Annotated in this window: 18 protein-coding genes; 7 read left to right on the forward strand and 11 right to left on the reverse strand. The window is 50.3% G+C overall.

The genetic code is table 11. The features are described 5' to 3' along the window. Window positions 1–92 precede the first annotated feature (92 nt). Both ACFX4O_RS05320 and ACFX4O_RS05325 read right to left on the reverse strand, forming a co-directional pair. Window positions 93–1,253, reverse strand: a complete 1,161-nt coding sequence (locus ACFX4O_RS05320; protein ID WP_131411855.1) for a type I restriction endonuclease — start codon at window positions 1,251–1,253, stop codon at window positions 93–95. A gap of 331 nt (window positions 1,254–1,584) precedes the next feature. Continuing rightward, window positions 1,585–1,815, reverse strand: a complete 231-nt coding sequence (locus ACFX4O_RS05325) for a hypothetical protein (RefSeq protein WP_131411856.1) — start codon at window positions 1,813–1,815, stop codon at window positions 1,585–1,587. A gap of 204 nt (window positions 1,816–2,019) precedes the next feature. Between ACFX4O_RS05325 and leuE the strand changes: the two genes are divergently transcribed. Together leuE and ACFX4O_RS05335 are read left to right on the forward strand one after the other, a co-directional pair. Then, window positions 2,020–2,658, forward strand: a complete 639-nt coding sequence (gene leuE / locus ACFX4O_RS05330) for a leucine efflux protein LeuE (protein ID WP_380207666.1) — start codon at window positions 2,020–2,022, stop codon at window positions 2,656–2,658. A gap of 16 nt (window positions 2,659–2,674) precedes the next feature. Beyond that, window positions 2,675–2,965: a hypothetical protein gene (locus tag ACFX4O_RS05335; RefSeq protein ID WP_131411653.1), complete on the forward strand. Its 291-nt coding sequence runs from the start codon at window positions 2,675–2,677 to the stop codon at window positions 2,963–2,965. 71 nt (window positions 2,966–3,036) lie between these two features. On the opposite strand, the gene ACFX4O_RS05340 is transcribed toward ACFX4O_RS05335, so the two are convergent. The 3 genes from ACFX4O_RS05340 to ACFX4O_RS05350 form a co-directional block, all read right to left on the reverse strand. Next, window positions 3,037–3,351, reverse strand: a complete 315-nt coding sequence (locus tag ACFX4O_RS05340; RefSeq protein WP_131411651.1) for a PTS sugar transporter subunit IIB — start codon at window positions 3,349–3,351, stop codon at window positions 3,037–3,039. 108 nt (window positions 3,352–3,459) lie between these two features. Then, window positions 3,460–3,930, reverse strand: a complete 471-nt coding sequence (locus ACFX4O_RS05345) for a GNAT family N-acetyltransferase (protein ID WP_380207667.1) — start codon at window positions 3,928–3,930, stop codon at window positions 3,460–3,462. Window positions 3,931–3,987: 57 nt separating this feature from the next. Beyond that, complete coding sequence (locus ACFX4O_RS05350; protein ID WP_380207668.1) at window positions 3,988–5,532, reverse strand: methyl-accepting chemotaxis protein; 1,545 nt, start codon at window positions 5,530–5,532, stop codon at window positions 3,988–3,990. Between the two features lie 395 nt (window positions 5,533–5,927). On the opposite strand from ACFX4O_RS05350, the gene ACFX4O_RS05355 reads away from it, so the two are divergent. Both ACFX4O_RS05355 and ACFX4O_RS05360 read left to right on the forward strand, forming a co-directional pair. Further along, entirely contained in the window at window positions 5,928–6,182 is a 255-nt protein-coding gene (locus ACFX4O_RS05355) for a hypothetical protein (RefSeq protein ID WP_380207669.1), read from the forward strand. A gap of 300 nt (window positions 6,183–6,482) precedes the next feature. Continuing rightward, window positions 6,483–7,337, forward strand: coding sequence for a glycosyltransferase family 32 protein (locus ACFX4O_RS05360; RefSeq protein WP_380207670.1), 855 nt, complete (start codon window positions 6,483–6,485; stop codon window positions 7,335–7,337). Window positions 7,338–7,578: 241 nt separating this feature from the next. On the opposite strand, the gene ACFX4O_RS05365 is transcribed toward ACFX4O_RS05360, so the two are convergent. The 3 genes from ACFX4O_RS05365 to ACFX4O_RS05375 all read right to left on the reverse strand — a co-directional run bounded on the left by ACFX4O_RS05365 (window position 7,579) and on the right by ACFX4O_RS05375 (window position 11,363). Beyond that, a complete protein-coding gene (locus tag ACFX4O_RS05365) occupies window positions 7,579–9,168 on the reverse strand; it encodes a methyl-accepting chemotaxis protein (protein ID WP_380207671.1) in 1,590 nt (529 codons plus the stop codon). A gap of 210 nt (window positions 9,169–9,378) precedes the next feature. Further along, window positions 9,379–11,211 (reverse strand): EAL domain-containing protein, encoded by a 1,833-nt coding sequence (locus ACFX4O_RS05370; protein ID WP_380207672.1) that lies wholly within the window; start codon window positions 11,209–11,211, stop codon window positions 9,379–9,381. A 98-nt stretch (window positions 11,212–11,309) separates the two neighbouring features. Further along, window positions 11,310–11,363, reverse strand: a complete 54-nt coding sequence (locus ACFX4O_RS05375) for a hypothetical protein (RefSeq protein WP_071925284.1) — start codon at window positions 11,361–11,363, stop codon at window positions 11,310–11,312. 460 nt (window positions 11,364–11,823) lie between these two features. Between ACFX4O_RS05375 and ACFX4O_RS05380 the strand changes: the two genes are divergently transcribed. Further along, window positions 11,824–12,057: a DUF333 domain-containing protein gene (locus tag ACFX4O_RS05380; protein ID WP_380207673.1), complete on the forward strand. Its 234-nt coding sequence runs from the start codon at window positions 11,824–11,826 to the stop codon at window positions 12,055–12,057. 93 nt (window positions 12,058–12,150) lie between these two features. Beyond that, window positions 12,151–12,456 carry a hypothetical protein gene (locus ACFX4O_RS05385; protein ID WP_380207674.1) on the forward strand — a complete coding sequence of 102 codons (306 nt, stop codon included), beginning with the start codon at window positions 12,151–12,153 and terminating at the stop codon, window positions 12,454–12,456. On the opposite strand, the gene ACFX4O_RS05390 is transcribed toward ACFX4O_RS05385, so the two are convergent. Together ACFX4O_RS05390 and ACFX4O_RS05395 are read right to left on the reverse strand one after the other, a co-directional pair. Then, the gene (locus ACFX4O_RS05390; protein WP_380207675.1) at window positions 12,453–12,800 is read right to left on the reverse strand and encodes a DUF488 domain-containing protein; all 348 of its coding nucleotides are present in this window, start codon (window positions 12,798–12,800) and stop codon (window positions 12,453–12,455) included. The genes ACFX4O_RS05385 and ACFX4O_RS05390 overlap by 4 nt on opposite strands. Window positions 12,801–12,802: 2 nt before the next feature. Then, a complete protein-coding gene (locus ACFX4O_RS05395) occupies window positions 12,803–13,300 on the reverse strand; it encodes a DUF523 domain-containing protein (RefSeq protein WP_380207676.1) in 498 nt (165 codons plus the stop codon). Between the two features lie 154 nt (window positions 13,301–13,454). On the opposite strand from ACFX4O_RS05395, the gene ACFX4O_RS05400 reads away from it, so the two are divergent. Further along, the gene (locus ACFX4O_RS05400) at window positions 13,455–14,162 is read left to right on the forward strand and encodes a CTP synthase (RefSeq protein ID WP_380207677.1); all 708 of its coding nucleotides are present in this window, start codon (window positions 13,455–13,457) and stop codon (window positions 14,160–14,162) included. A gap of 78 nt (window positions 14,163–14,240) precedes the next feature. Here the strand turns inward: ACFX4O_RS05400 and ACFX4O_RS05405 are convergent, their stop codons facing one another. After that, window positions 14,241–15,422, reverse strand: a complete 1,182-nt coding sequence (locus ACFX4O_RS05405) for a CynX/NimT family MFS transporter (RefSeq protein ID WP_380207678.1) — start codon at window positions 15,420–15,422, stop codon at window positions 14,241–14,243. Window positions 15,423–15,460 lie beyond the last annotated feature (38 nt).

Consider the following 15,460-nt stretch of genomic DNA (forward strand, 5'->3'; position numbering starts at 1 on the left):
CCGTTTGCGTTCAACGAGGGGGCGATCTTTGGGCCGTGATGGAAGGCGTTGCACAAAAAAAATCCCGCACGAAGCGGGATGGTCAGGCGAGTTTAATTGCTGCTCTTTTTCTTTTTAAAGTTCTCATCGTTTATCACATGCTGGAACGAATCCAGTATCAAGCCTGAGATCCGCAATACATCTTCGGGATGGTCGAGATAGATTCGCGTGCCATCATGCTCCAGCCCCGCTCGTGCCACTTCATTTAAAGCAATAGGCGTCAATTCGATGGGCAACTGAAGAGATGAGCGATTTTTCTTATCATAATAACGAACAATCCAACGGTTGGTTTTTCCCTGATAAAGCACGTTGTAATACGACTCGGTATCTTTGGATTGCAAATCTTTTTCCGGCCCGATAATCGAGACAATTTTTTCATATAACGCGCGTTCATTATGCGTCGTAATAATGTTGGGATTATCCGGATCAATATGATCCGCTTTTTCATCAATCGATACCGCTTCATCGATGCCCTGGTTTGCCAGCTCTTCCCGGATTGGCTGATGGGCGGTAAGCCCGGAAACCACCATGGCGCTGACGGAACGCTGAACCGCCTCTCTGACCAGCGGGGTGATCGCATCAATAAACCGCTGATTGAGCTGTCGACCAATATTGGCGCGTGAGGCGACATACCGAACAAATTCTGAATCCACCTCTTTCAGGCTGGAGGTAATAACTTTAGAGAATGAGGAGATATAGACACTCTCTTCAGCAAGCGTTCGTAACGCCTCCGGTTTGAATTTATCGTGGCGAAAGCGGAAGAGTTGTTCGGCGTCTGCATCGGTAATGTCGTCCATGCGAATGCGCAAAAATGGCGTGGGATCCATAATGTTTTTTTCCTGCAGATCGGTAAAAAAACGCCACTCCTGGCCATTCGTAATTGCGGAAATCGTCACTTCCGGCGTGCAGTTAAAGTATCGGGAAAGCTGTGGGCAGTGATTATCGATTTTCTCTTTATACGGTTTTGCTTCGATGAACATGACGGGGACACCCTGGCAAAACAGCGCATAATCAACACGTTCGCCCGCTTTAACACCGGGAAAGTCGGCACCATATTCCGCTCTGACTTTTTGCGGATCGTAAGCATTGAAGCCGAGAATATCTAAAAAAGGCAGGATCAGCGCTTGTTTGGTGGTTTCTTCCGTTGTGCAGTGAATGCCAACGTTTTTGACATGTTCGATATGGTTTTTAAGTCTTAGTTTGAAGTTTTCCATTTCTTTCCCATAACCTTAGAGTGTGTAGTCACTCAAACAGAATCAACTATATCGGGTTAATAATGCTTATCTTCATGTAGCTGCTATTTTAGTCTGGAACGAATTAACTCAATGCTTAAATGGTTATAACTCACTTGTGTTTTTCTTTTTTAGTCAGCGCTTACTGATGCTGAAAATAATTCATTCCTTAGGATAGTATTACGACGAAAATAAGTAATCTCACCAAGCGTCTGGATACTCCATGATCCAGATCATCATTGGCAGATGAGGCAACGCGAATCTTTATTTCGATCGCGATAATGTTTGCGAGTTAACAAATTTGAATGTGAATTCAATCCCCGTGGTAGAAATATCTTATCTTCAGGCCGATATATTTTAGCGCGAGCCAGCCCCAATGCTCGATTGCATAAAAGCCGGGTAAACCTACGCCAATAGCGGCAACAGCAAACAAGCCATGAAGTGCGCTATTTTTAGCTCTCTGGTTCATAACGCGCATGGAGGCATTATCATCGATAGCCCCTGAATATTGCCTGATCACCAGACCGGTGATAAAGACTGTCATAAAGACATATGCCAGCGTAATGATAAGACGAGCATTAGCTTAATTAATTTCACTTAAATCCCAGGTTTCGGTAAGCCTTTGGAGACACCATAGGTAGTGCCAGTCGACTCTTCAACCACAGTTTGTGCGTACGCCTGTGCGCCGCTGCTGCTGTGTGGTAGTGTTGTAGCTATAAGTTATGTGTATCGTTTTACAGGAGTTGTTGTGTTTGCTGAATATGGAGTTCTCAGTTACTGGTCCTATTTTATCGGTGCCATTTTCATCATCTTACTGCCGGGACCGAATACCTTTTTTGTATTGAAAACCAGTGTTGCCCATGGATTAAAAAATGGTTACGTTGCGGCTAGCGCGGTGTTTATTGGTGATGCAGTTTTGATGTTCCTGGCCTATACAGGCGTTGCCACACTGATTAAAACCACGCCAGTATTGTTCAACATTGTTCGCTATCTGGGGGCGTTTTATCTGCTCTACCTTGGCATTAAAATGTTGTACAGCACGCTTAAACGCAGTGCGAAAGAAGAGGGCCATCACGACGTGCAAAAAGGCGAAATCTTCAAGCGTGCGCTGATATTAAGCCTGACGAATCCGAAAGCGATTTTGTTTTATGTGTCCTTCTTTGTGCAATTTATCGACATTACCTATGCAAGACCTGGAATGTCATTCTTTATCCTCGCCAGTACGCTGGAGCTGATCAGTTTCTGCTATTTCAGTTTCCTCATTGTTTCAGGTTCGTATCTCACACAGTGGGTAAAAACCAAGAAGAAACTCACCCGGTTGGGTAACTCACTGCTGGGGCTGGTTTTTGTTGGTTTCGCTGCACGGCTGGCGACACTGCAATCCTGAACCCTGGGGCAATAAAATGCGTTTCTATATCGCAACTTACCGAAATGCTTTCCGCTGTAGTTATATATTGAGTGGGAAACAACTGGCCAAATTTATGCTTTATAGCGTTGTGGTTTTTGCGCTGTTGATTGGGCTGTATCTTTTGGCGTGGCAGGTCGTGATCTATACGCCGATGATGGAGTATTTAACCGCACCAGGCGTGATGCAATTTTCAACCTATGCTGTCCATTTTTTCCAGGTCATTGTCTTGCTGCCCATGGTTATCCACCTTTTGAAAATGATGGCCGCTTATTTTTTTCGGAAATAGTTATTCCTGCTCAATGACCTGAGAATACTCACCGCTGAAAAGCCACGTCTGAATACGTGGCTTTCACGGGCTTATTGCGTTAATTCAGGCATATGATCCATTACAAACTTCAACACCTTCTCTCCATCCATCGACGCGAAAGGGTAGCTTTCAATAATGGCAATGGGCGCTTCTTCAGCAATGTGGCTTTTGAGCTCATCAAGTTTGTACTGGATGTGCGGTGCAACTAAAAAACAGTCAAAAGCAGGGGCGACGCTGGCGAAGTTATCCACACCGACAGCACTGACGAGCAATGAATAACCATGCTCATTAGCCGCTTTTTGCATCTTTTTGGCCAGTGATGTAGCGGTATTGCCAAAAAGACAACATATCAATAATTTTTTCATAGGTGCCTCCTGTGGTAGTTGCGACCACACTATGCCCGCCGTTGGCGAGAAAATGAGCGCAATATCCAGGTTTACACCACTTAATACGAAAGTTTATGCAGGCATGATTCAAAGCAGTTTATTCATGTTATAGCCAGTAATCTGGTAACCATTCGCTTCATAGACTTTCCTGGCATGTTCGTTTTCGGCCGCCACGCGAAGTTTAATTTGCCGAATTCCCGCTGCGCTAAGTTTTGATTCCAGGCATTGCATCGCCTGGCTTCCAAGACTTTTGCCGCGAAAGGCAGGACGGAGAAAAAAATCATAAATAAAAGCGGATTTATCGATAAAGTCAGCCCTGTACCACAGCGATCCCACAACCTGTGTGATGCCGTTGTCGACAAACGTAATGGTCGTCAACGAATGGCCTGGTGTTTTCTGCGCCGCAGGCAAACTTGTTTCGATTTCTCGCTTGGCCTGTTCTGTCGCCTCCGCGAGAGATAAACGATAATTTGCTGAAATTTCAGCCGCATAATCAGGGACAAAATAAGCAACAAAATCAGCGAATTCAGCCGCTGACATGGGACGTAACCGAATCATTTTCAACCTCAATATGTCATCCGGGTGTCTTACGCCCGGATCTTTTCTCGCATAGGATTACTGAAATACCGATATCGCTTCCGCCAGGCGAATGGCCTGCTGGTTCATGCGACCGGTCGCTTCCGCTCCTTCTTGTACTCGTTGCGCATTCTGGTGGGTGATCTTGTCCAGATCCTCCACCGCCAGGCTGGCTTCACTCAAGGCCGATGCCTGCTCGGCAGTTGCCGCGCTGATCTGTGCTATCAGCGAGGTCACATTTTGCACTTGCTTAACGATTTCCTTCATGGTTTTTCCTGCGTCGTCTGCCAGTTGACTGCCGGAATTAACATGCGTAACGCTATTTTCAATCAACGCCTTGATTTCGCTGGCGGCACGCGCGCTGCGCTGTGCCAGACTGCGTACCTCTCCTGCAACGACGGCAAACCCTTTACCTTGTTCACCTGCTCGCGCTGCCTCAACCGCCGCGTTCAGCGCCAGAATGTTCGTCTGAAACGCGATGCTGTCGATAATACTGGTGATACTGGCGATTTGCCGTGAGCTTTCCGCAATCGCCGACATCATTTCTATCATCTGGTGCATCACCTGACCACCTTGCTGCGCAGCATCGCGCGTCCCTTGCGACAAGACGGTGACTTCGGCGGCTGTCTCCCGATTACTTTTTACCGTGGCGGTTAATTCATTCATCGTCGCGGCCGTTTGCTCAACGTTTGCCGCCGCCTGTTCTGTCTGGCGGCTCAGGTCATCATTCCCTTGCCGCAGAGACTCCGAGGCTTTTAAGACGGTCATCGCCTGGCCGCTGACATCGTTGACCAGCCAGCGGAACATCAACCCGAGCTGGCTGATCGCGCGCAATGTCATACCGACTTCATCTACCCGATTGAGTTGATCTACTTGATGTGCTTCGCCACTGGCCACTTGTAAAGCCTGGCGGCACAAGCGCTCGATCGGCCGGACAATTTGCAGCTCCAGCCAGATATTGATACACAGCAGCAGTAGCGTCATGAAACTGGCGAAACTGACCAGTTGACCGGGCGTCAGATCATGCCCCCAGGCAGCGGCAAGGCTGAATAGCAGCGCGATGATCAACGCTGAACGTAGCCGCCAGCGTAGAGGCATGGTGACAAACAGTGAGCGCCAGCGCATCAAGCCCGTGCGGATAATCAACCCTTTATGGAAACGTTGGCCGCTCTCCTGGCCTTCGCGAAACTGGCGATAAACCTCTTCGGCGGCAGTGACTTCTTCTGCCGCTGGTCGGGTACGCACCGACATGTAGCCCTTCACTTTACCCTGACGAATTACCGGAATCGCGTTAGCGCGCACCCAGTAATGGTCGCCATTACTGCGACGGTTTTTTACCAGCGCTGTCCAGGGTTCTCCCTGTTTCAAGGTCGACCACATATCGGCAAACGCCTGCTTTGGCATATCCGGATGGCGCACCAGATTATGCGGCTGGCCTTTGATCTCTTCCAGCGAGAAGCCGCTGACATCAATAAATGCATCATTGGCATAATTGATGTAGCTCTCCGGATCGGTGGTGGACATTAACGTTGCATCATTATCGAAAACGTACTCTTGCTGTGTAACGGGTTCATTGTTGCGCATAGTGAGTATTCTCGAGAAAAAGGGAGGGCATTGGAAATTTCTAAATTCTTATATCTATTTACGGCATGGTTCACTCAGAGCTTTATATTTTTTGACACGCTTCTGATAACCGTAAAACAAAAAGAGGTTTTACGCCATAAACATAGCCATACAAAATAAAAGTGCTTTAATTATGTCCGGGTGAAGAAAATATTCTATATCCTGAATTTTTATCACCTGGTCAGAAAGATCGTTTCTGGACACGCTAGATAGTTAGTGTGCTGACGAATATTTAGGATAAGGCACATAAAGAAATAGCTGAATCGTTCTCTGGCTCACTAAAAACAGCAATGAGCATTTCCGCTGCGTACGGATTCAGCTAATCTGAAATGAACAACAACGAAAGGATTTTTCATATGAAAGGTACTGTCGTTCATCACGAACACCGTATTGGTTTTATTGTTATTCGCGACGAGAAGGGAGAGTTCGCTGTCGCGGAGCTACTGGGGAGCTACGATGTTGAAAGGGGCGATGTCGTGTCCGGCGAGTTGCAGACCAGCGGCGGCGGAACGTTATTCAATGAGACGCAAGATGAGTCGATGGATGTTTTTATGAAGGGGCACGGGCTATCGGAACAGGATGCCATAAGCTATATCCTGCGTACTCATTAAACAGCGCCAGCGTGCGTGGCTCGCCCCTTGCGGGCGAGTTGACGCTAACCTTCACATTTTTATCAGGTCGGGCATTTTCCACCTGAAAAGACGTTTTTCTGTTGCCATACAGAACCTTAAGTTAAATTCGCTCTCCACTTACTGAAGAATACGCAAGGGCAGTTGCAGACGATTCTGCAAGACAATTATCCGACCCTGCGTAATGCTAATGTCAGATTAACGCATTATCTTTTTTCTCATACTTTAGAGTTTTTTATGTTTTTACCTTTCAGGTATTTAAAGTTAATGAGCTTAGGATAGATGATGAATACGATCCCGCATAAAATCCACCAGGTCTACACCAAGGGGATGGCAGCGCTACCGACCGAGGTGCATGCCTCCATCGAAAGACTCAGGCAATTAAATCCCGGCTGGGAATATTATTTTTACGACGAAGAAAAGATGCTGGCCTATCTACATGCTCACTATGGCCAGGAGATGCTGGCGTTATACCAAAAAATAAACCCGCAGTATGGCGCAGCGCGCGCGGATTTTTTCCGTTATTTATTGATGTATCGCGAAGGTGGCGTTTATTTAGATATCAAAAGCTCTTGTACTGTTCCGTTTAGCGAAGTTATTCCGCCAGATTGCGAAATATTATTATGTAACTGGGATAATAAACCGCAGGGTTGCGATAATAATATGGGCAAGCATGATGAGCTCGCTTTTCTCAAAAATGGAGAGTACCAGCAATGGAATATTATTGTCGCACCTGCTTCGCCTTATATTAAAGCCGTTATAGATGAGGTCGTTGACCGACTCAAACGCTATAAACCGTGGCGCTATGGGGTGGGAATGCGGGGGGTGTTAAATACCACCGGGCCGATCCCGTTTACGCTGGGTATTGAAAAAGTGCGTAAGTGTGCGCGTTTTCGTCAGCAGGAAAACCACCGCAATGTCGGGCTGGTTTACCGCAATGTCAGCAAAAAAGCCATTAAGCAATTCAATACAAGCCACTATAGCAAGTTACGATCGCCTGTTGTTACGTTGACCGGGGCCGATCATTTCTATTATCTGCTCTGGCGCGCTTTCATTTTCCCGTTCTGGCGTTTGAAGAAAAACACGATTAATGAGAGTAAGAAGGTGCTGGGCAAGCTGAAGTCGAGATGTATCTGAAGGGAAGAGAGAAAGTAAAAAGAAAGATGGCAGTTTCGACATCAAAACTGCCAGCGAAGATTTTTTTGAGATTGTTAAAGCGTATATCCATCACTTGCGCACTTTATAACCTATTGGCATAAAGAGCGCAAACGCAAATTTTTCTGCGGATGGATTGATAAAATTTATGATCAGCGTATTAATTCATCAATCTTACTGATTGAACAGCCCTTGCGCTATATCAGGATCGAGTCACCGCGAGCTATGCTGGGTTGCGCTGCTCATGCAGTTTGAAAATCTGCACCATCTCCAACAAATTCTCTGCCTGCTGCTGCATTGCGTGCGCGGCGGCCGAAGATTCCTGCGACAGCGTAGCGTTCTGCTGTGTGGCGGCATCCATCTGGGTAATGGCGATGTGCACCTGATCGATGCCCGTACTTTGCTCATTACTGGCCAGCGAAATCGTCTCCACCAACTGGCTGACGCGTCCCACGCTTTGCATGATCTCTTCCATGGCGTTACCGGCGTTTTTCACCAGCTTATTGCCTTCATCAATACGGCTGACTGAGCGCTGGATCAAATCACTGATCTCTTTCGCCGCTGTCGCGGAGCGTTGCGCCAGCGCCCGGACTTCTGCTGCAACAACCGCAAAGCCGCGCCCTTCGGTTCCTGCGCGCGCGGCCTCAACGGCAGCGTTCAGCGCCAGAATATTGGTCTGGAAGGCGATACTGTCGATAACGCCAATAATGTTGCTGATTTCGCCAGAGAGCAGATTAATTTCACTCATTGTGGTGACTACTTGTTCAACCACTTCGCCGCCCTGGTTTGCCACACGGGTTGCTTCCCGGGTGATATCGCTGGCGACACGCGAATTCTCGGCGTTGTTTTTTACTACTGACGTGAGCTCTTCCATCGACGCCGCCGTTTGTTCCAGCGCGCTGGCCTGCGCTTCATTACGCGACGAAAGCTCACGGCTGCCGCTGGCGATTTGCTGCGACGCACCGGCAATCGTTTCTGTACCGGAACGTACTCCGGTAACGATACGCGTCAGGTTACCGTTCATCTCCTGCAGGGCGTGCATCAGCTCGGCGGTTTCATCGCGCCCGGACACCACGATAGCAGACTGTAAGTCACCGGCTGCGACATTGCGGGCAACCGATACCGCCTGCGCCAGAGGGTGAGTGATACTGCGGATCAGCCACCAGGTGATCAGCATGCCGACCATCAACGTGAATACCATCACCAGCATGAGCATCAGGCGTGTCTGCTGGTAATGCTCATGGCTACGCGTGTCGGTCTGCGCACGGATAAGCTCCGCTTGTTTCAGCGTGCTGGCGACCATCTCATCAATCATCCGTGTTGGCTCACGATCGATTCCCGTCACCAGATGGTCGACACGTTGGGCGCTGGTAATGTCCTGAACATTGTATTGTTGCAGCGCAGCCAGATACTGGCTTTCCAGCTCAGCATGCAGCGCGATGGTTTTGACGGCCTCGGTATTGGAGAGGCCAATTTGCGGCAACAGTTCGCTGAGCGTTTTTAATAGTGCCTGCGTTTTTTGGCTCTGTTCGACAAAGGCGTTTTTATACTTGTCGAACGCTTGCTGTCCTTGTGCGCCGCGCAGCAAGGTGTTTTTCCACTCCTGAACCTGAATTTTAAACTGTACTTGCGCGTTGCGGGCCGTGTCGATACTGTCCGCAACCACCTTCTCCGTGGCCATGATCTGTTGGTTTTGTACTAATCCGCTGGCGTTAATCGACAACCCGCGAATACCCATAAACAGCGTTGCCAGTAAAAGAATGGCCGCCAGGAAACCGAGCCGTTGCCCGATAGTGAGATGGTTGAGCTTCATCAATCGATACTTCCCATAGTCAGTGAGGCGCAAAATAGGGCGCACACCAGCAATATCGACGGGTTTAAGCCCAGCTTTAATGGGGGAAAACGGCCCGGTGAGCAAAATTGGCGTTAAGTTATTGAAGGAGAATATCTTCGGTGTTTTATGACATTTTCGTGACAAAGCCTGACTGTTGCGAAATACAACAGTCAGGCTAATTTGTGGGCATTACGAACCGTACAAATGTTGCTGCTGCGGCTCTGTCGCGATCTTCGACAACAAGCGGAACGGTTTGTTATCCGCGAGCCAGGCCGGGATCTCCTCGGGCGACAACGGGCGTGAGAACAGATAGCCCTGGGCTTCATCGCAGCCGTACTCGGCAAGCATTCGCGCGGTTTCCAGATCTTCAATCCCTTCAGCCAGCACCACATAATGCAACTCTTTGAGCATCATAATGACGTTACGGGCGATAATCCGGCTGCCGGTGTCGGTGGTGACCTGGCTAACCAGCGAACGGTCGAGCTTAATCACATCAATAGGGATGCGGCGTAAGTAACTGATATTGCTGTATCCTGCGCCAAAGTCATCCAGCAAAATGGTAAAGCCGAGCAATTTTAAACGGTCGAGTTCTTCGAGTGCCGGGTCACTTTCCAGCACTTTCTCCGTCTCCAGGCATTCAATACGCAGATCCGACGTGTACAGCCCGGCGGCCAGTACGTTCTGTTCCAGCTCATCGGCAAATCCGGGGCGCGAAAAATCACTGACCGTGACGTTAATCGACACCGGCAGCAGAATACCTTGCTGTCTCCATTGTTGAAGCTGAGAAATCACGGACTTGATCACCCACTGCGTCAAATCAGACATCAACGTGGTTTTTTCCGCCAGCGCCACAATCACTGCTGGTGAGATCTGGCCCAGTTCCGGGTGCTTCCAGCGCAGCAGCGCTTCCACGCCTTCGGTTTTGCCAGAACGCAGCGAAATTTTGGGTTGAAAAACGAGGTAGAGTTGATCGGTGGCTTTGATTGCCTCGCTGAGATCGTAGAGCAGTTTAAAATCTTTATTCCGCTTGTGATCGAGAATCGGGTTGAACTGCAACACCCGAATCTTTTCGCGAATCGATTCATGCAGGGCGCTGATGGCCTGACGCACAATCTCCTGAACGTTATCTTCCTGTGGCGAAAATTGCACATAGCCTGCGTGAATAGTCAGATTGATATCGATATCGCCGGTGATTTTCGCCTGTATTCCGGGCAATTTTTCTGCCCGTTTTGCCAGCGTCAACGCATAGTCCATATCCACCAATACAGCGTAGCGACCGGTGGTGAAAGCATACAGCGTGGTCTCTTCTTTCAGCTTCAAGCGCAAGCGCAGCAGTGGTCCAAAACTGCGGAGCATCTTCTCCAGCGCTTCCACGCCCAGGTAGCGGGATAATTCATACGCGCGCGGCATATCAATACAGTCAAAAATCATCAGGGCGTAGCTGCCGCTCGCCTTTTCCTGCGTCAACCGCTCCATCTCTTTCACCAGAAACTGGCGATTCGGTAAACTGGTGAGGGCATCGATCAAACCGATGGTATAGCAAGATTCAAGATAAACGGTGGCAAGTGCAGTGACGCGGTGGAAATTGGTTATCTGCCGTGATGTCGGCGTATAGATTTCAGGGTGACTGACACATAACGTGCCCAGCACCGTGCCTTCTTTATTTATCATTGGTGCTGAAGCGTAAAAAAGAATATTTCCGCTTTTTACCAAAGGTTGATGATTAAATCGTTCATCGAGCCGGGTATCAGAACTAATAACGGTCTGGCAACCGTGCAGCGAATATTGGCACATGGTCTGTTCGATACGAATTTTGACGTGCTCAATCGGGATATTCTTAACATATTTGATATATTGAAATTCGTCGTCAAATGTTGTGATAAAGCATCCTTCAACGCCCATCACCTCACAAGCCAGACGCGCAAATTCGGCTAGCGCTGCATCGCGGGATTTGTCTTCCTTACTCAGCAGCTCCAGAGCGGCAAGCCGTTTGCTTTCGCTTTTTTTGAGACCAGTGAACATAGCGAGCTCCTGCCCAAATCAATGAGATGGTGGTGTTCTGTTCAGATGACTCCATCATGCGCTTAGGCTTACGGCTTAATAAAAATCCTGACGCGCAATTACCACCAACCGAATTGGGTTCCGGCCACAGCAATAACCGCCACGACGAGCATAATGATGGTTGTCTTTCTCACGAAAACTCCTTTGCTGGCGATAATCGCCAGAAATCAATTGTATAAGAAATAGAAGAAAATGAGATTTTTCTCAAGTCTTCACGTCACAGAGATACACTTAATCGAGACGAATAAAGTGTTTTTTTCTTTATTTTTTAAATTAATACATCGCTTCATTGATGCTGAAAACATCCAGGGCGCGTCATTAAATCATGAAAAAAGAGGGTTTTACATATCGTGGCGAGCTGGCGCTAAAAATTAGCAGGCAATAACGAAAAAAAGCCCCGTTGATGAAGCGGGGCAAAAACTCATTGATTACGGAATGATGTTCTCTGGTCATGGGTGAGAACGAGGCTAACTATACCCGCTGAAAGTGCAGTAAGAATGGAGAAATCATGGAGATATCTCTGCCGCGTGGCTATGCTGGAAAGCGGTTTACAGGCGATTTAAGGAAAAAAAGATGCGTTATAGGTTACTGGCGTTACCCGTTGTTCTCGCGGCGTGTTCTTCCTCACAACCTGAATCTCCCCGCCACCCACAAATCGGTATGGCAAACCCGGCGGCGGTTTATTGCCAGCAGCGGGGCGGCGAGCGCGTGCCTGTGCAAAGCCCGCAGGGCGTACGCACAGAGTGTAAATTGCCGGGTGGCGAGGTGATTGATGAATGGGCGCTGTGGCGGCGCGACCACCCGTAATTGCACCGCGTGACAATCGCCGGGTCGCCAGGGTACACTTCGCACTCAGAATTATCCTATTTTTTAACTGGCGCGGGAGCGCATGAGAGAAGCATGTTCCAGTTACGTCCGGGCAGCCCGGCTTTAATTATCGGCGCCCAAACCGCCAATGGTCGCGGTAATATTGGCAAATCTGTTGAGCTTTTTGGGCTGTGTCAGCCCGGCGAGCGTTTTCTTAACCCGGTGAACGGCGTGGTCACGGAAATGCCGCGTAATGCCGCGCGTGCGCTGTGGCTGGTAACCGGCGATGTGACCGCTTTTGATGGTCAACACGGGTTCGCGTTTGTGCGCGCCGAACATCTGATGCCACTACAGCCGGACAGCGAACCCCAGGATGTTCGCGAGCGCGTAATCAGTTAATTCAACGAGCGTAGCCATTGCGCCAGCACCAGCGTGTGGTTTTGCTCAACGTTTTTTGCCGCGTATAACAGCGTGACGGTGCCTTTTTTCCCGCGTGCCGCCAGCTTTTTCCCTTCCGCTTCCTGTGCGGCAAGTTCCTGACGATAGCTTTCACTGAACGCGGCGAAATCAATAGCTTCGCCGTGAAACGCTTTGCGCAGTTCAGTTGACGGTGCCAGCGCTTTGTTCCATTCATCAAAGACCAAATCCGTTTTCTTGATGCCGCGCGGCCAGAGCCTGTCGACTAACACCCGGTAGCCGTCGTCATCGACGGCGGAATCATACACCCGTTTGCATTGGATCATGGTTACCTCTCCCTCTCTTCAATCCACGCCGCCAGCGCCGATAATTGCCGCTCGGAAAAGACGCGAATGCCGTGTTCTTCCAGCAGCGCGGCCGCTACGCCCATACCTTGCCGCCGCGTGCCGCTGAAGGTTCCATTATAGATAAACTGGCTGCCGCAGGTGGGGCTGCCATCGGTGAGCAGCGCTGCGCGACACCCCGCGTTTTGCGCAGCCTCTAGCGCCAGCCAGGCGGCTAACTGATAGTGTGCGGTAACGTCCCGCCCATCATTTTCAACAATCCGCGCCTGTTCGCGCATCACGTCTGCGCCGTGACCTGCGACAATCTCCGCCGGTCTTCGCGGCACGGGTAAACCTGCCGCCAGTTCCGGGCAGTGGATCACCAGACGATCTTCCTGTTGCCAGCGTTGCAGCGTCTCCGGCAGCGCGATTTTCGCACTGCCGTTGTAACGGACTTTGAAGCCCATCAGACACGCACTGACGAGAATTTTGGTTTGGTACATAGTGTTCGCCATAATGCATTGCCGGAAAGGTATTTTTCCATAATTTTGCATGATATATGCCTGCTGATTTTAATGTGTTGTGATTACATTAAAAGACAGCTAGTGTGATATTCCTTATGTTATTCGTTATCAGCTCCGGCATAAGGACACTTTCATGCATCACATTCCTCCGAAAAAAACATTACGCATCGCGCTGGTCGGCGATTACAACCACGACGTTGTCGCGCATCAGGCGATCCCTCTGGCGATTGATGATGCCGCCGCCGTGCTGGAAATTACCGCTGATTACGACTGGTTACCCACCAGCGAAATCAACAGCGATGAAGATCTGGTTGGCTATGACGCCATCTGGGTTGTACCGGGAAGCCCCTATAAAAACGCCAATGGCGCGTTTATCGCCATTAAATACGCGCGTGAAAACGCGGTGCCATTCCTTGGCACCTGCGGCGGCTTCCAGCATGCGGTCATTGAATATGCCCGTAATGTGTTGGGTTGGGCAGATGCGGCGCACGCCGAGACGGAAAACATCGGCCGAATGGTGATTACGCCGCTGACCTGTGCGCTGGTGGATCAAAATGGTGCTATTGAGCTGCGGCCTAACACGTTAATTGCCCATGCTTACGGTCGTGAGCTGATTGAGGAAGCCTATCGGTGCAGCTTTGGCGTAGCAGAAGAGTTTGCCCGCGAGCTGGAAAGCGGCGATCTGCGTGTTACCGGTTGGGATGAAGACGGAGAAATCCGTGCCGTGGAGTTGGTGACGCACCCGTTTTTTGTCGCCACCTTGTTCCAGCATGAACGTGCGGCGCTCGCAGGGCGTCCAGTGCCGCTGGTACAGGCGATGCTGCGTGCGGCATGTGAATAAAAAAACAGGCCTGCGGGCCTGTTTTTGTTTATTACCCCTAAACCACCGTCTGAAGAGGTGGTGAGGGGTTTCTCTACGTCACATCATTTCGCGTTCGCGTCCGGCAAACGCCCCGCAAACCGCCATGATGACTGATAAAACACCACACGCCAGCAGCGGAAGATGCCAGTTGCCGCTGGCATCGTGAATTTTCCCCATTAGCGGCGGCCCACAAGCTGCCAGCAGGTAGCCGACCGATTGCGCCATGCCGGAAAGCGCGGCTGCCTGATGAGCGGAGCTGGCGCGCAGCCCGATAAACGTTAACCCGAGGATCATCGTCGCACCGGAGCCAAAGCCAAAAACAAGGGTCCAGAGCGTGGCATGTTCCGGCACCAGCCACAATCCTAACGAACCGACGGCACACAGCAGCGCGACCACGACAGCGATACCGCGCTGATCTTTTAGCCGGTGCAGAACCAGCGGCACCAGCAGGCCCGGCATTGCCGTCGCCAGTTGCAAAATGCCGTGTACAGAACCCGCCTGCGCTTCACTGAAGCCTTGGGCTATCAGAATCGACGGCAGCCAGCCAATCACGATGTAATAGATTAATGAGTTGATCCCTAAAAACAACGTGACCTGCCAGGCAAGCCAGGAGCGCCAGATCCCGCGGTTATGCAGCGCGCCAGCGTTACTGAGTGCCGCGGGTGCGCCGTGGCGCAATCTTGGTAGCCACAGCAATAGTGCCAGTAACGGAAAGATCATCAGCATCAATAGTGCGCCATGCCAGCCCGCACCATATTGCGCCAGCGGCACAACGACCGACGAGCCTAGCGCCGCCGCTGCGCCCATGGTGAGTGAGTAAGCGCCCGTCAGTTTCGCCACATGCTGGGCGAAGTCGCGTTTTATTATCCCCGGCAGCAGCACGTTGCCGAGCGCGATCCCGCAACCGATGATCGCTGTCCCCGTAAACAGCAGCAGCGATGAGGGCAGAGAACGAATGGCGATGCCAAGACAAATCAGCACCATCGCTGCGAACAGGCTGCGTTCCATGCCGAAACGGCGTGCCACACTGGCCGCCAGGGGGGATATCAATGCAAAAGCCAGCAGCGGCAGCGTGGTGAGCATACCGGTTTGCGCCGTGGTTAAACCATATTCCGTGCGAATGACATCCAGCAGCGGTGCTGCGCCAGTAAAGGTGACACGCAGCGTGGTGGCAATCATCAGGATCCCGGTAATCAGCAGTACGCTTTGCTTACCACGGGAGGGAAGGGTGGTAATCATTGTCTTCTCTGAAAAAATAACAGGCCGCTACGATAACG

The sequence above is a fragment of the Kosakonia sp. YIM B13571 genome, assembly GCF_042788095.1.
Classification (GTDB): Bacteria; Pseudomonadota; Gammaproteobacteria; order Enterobacterales; family Enterobacteriaceae; genus Kosakonia; species Kosakonia quasisacchari.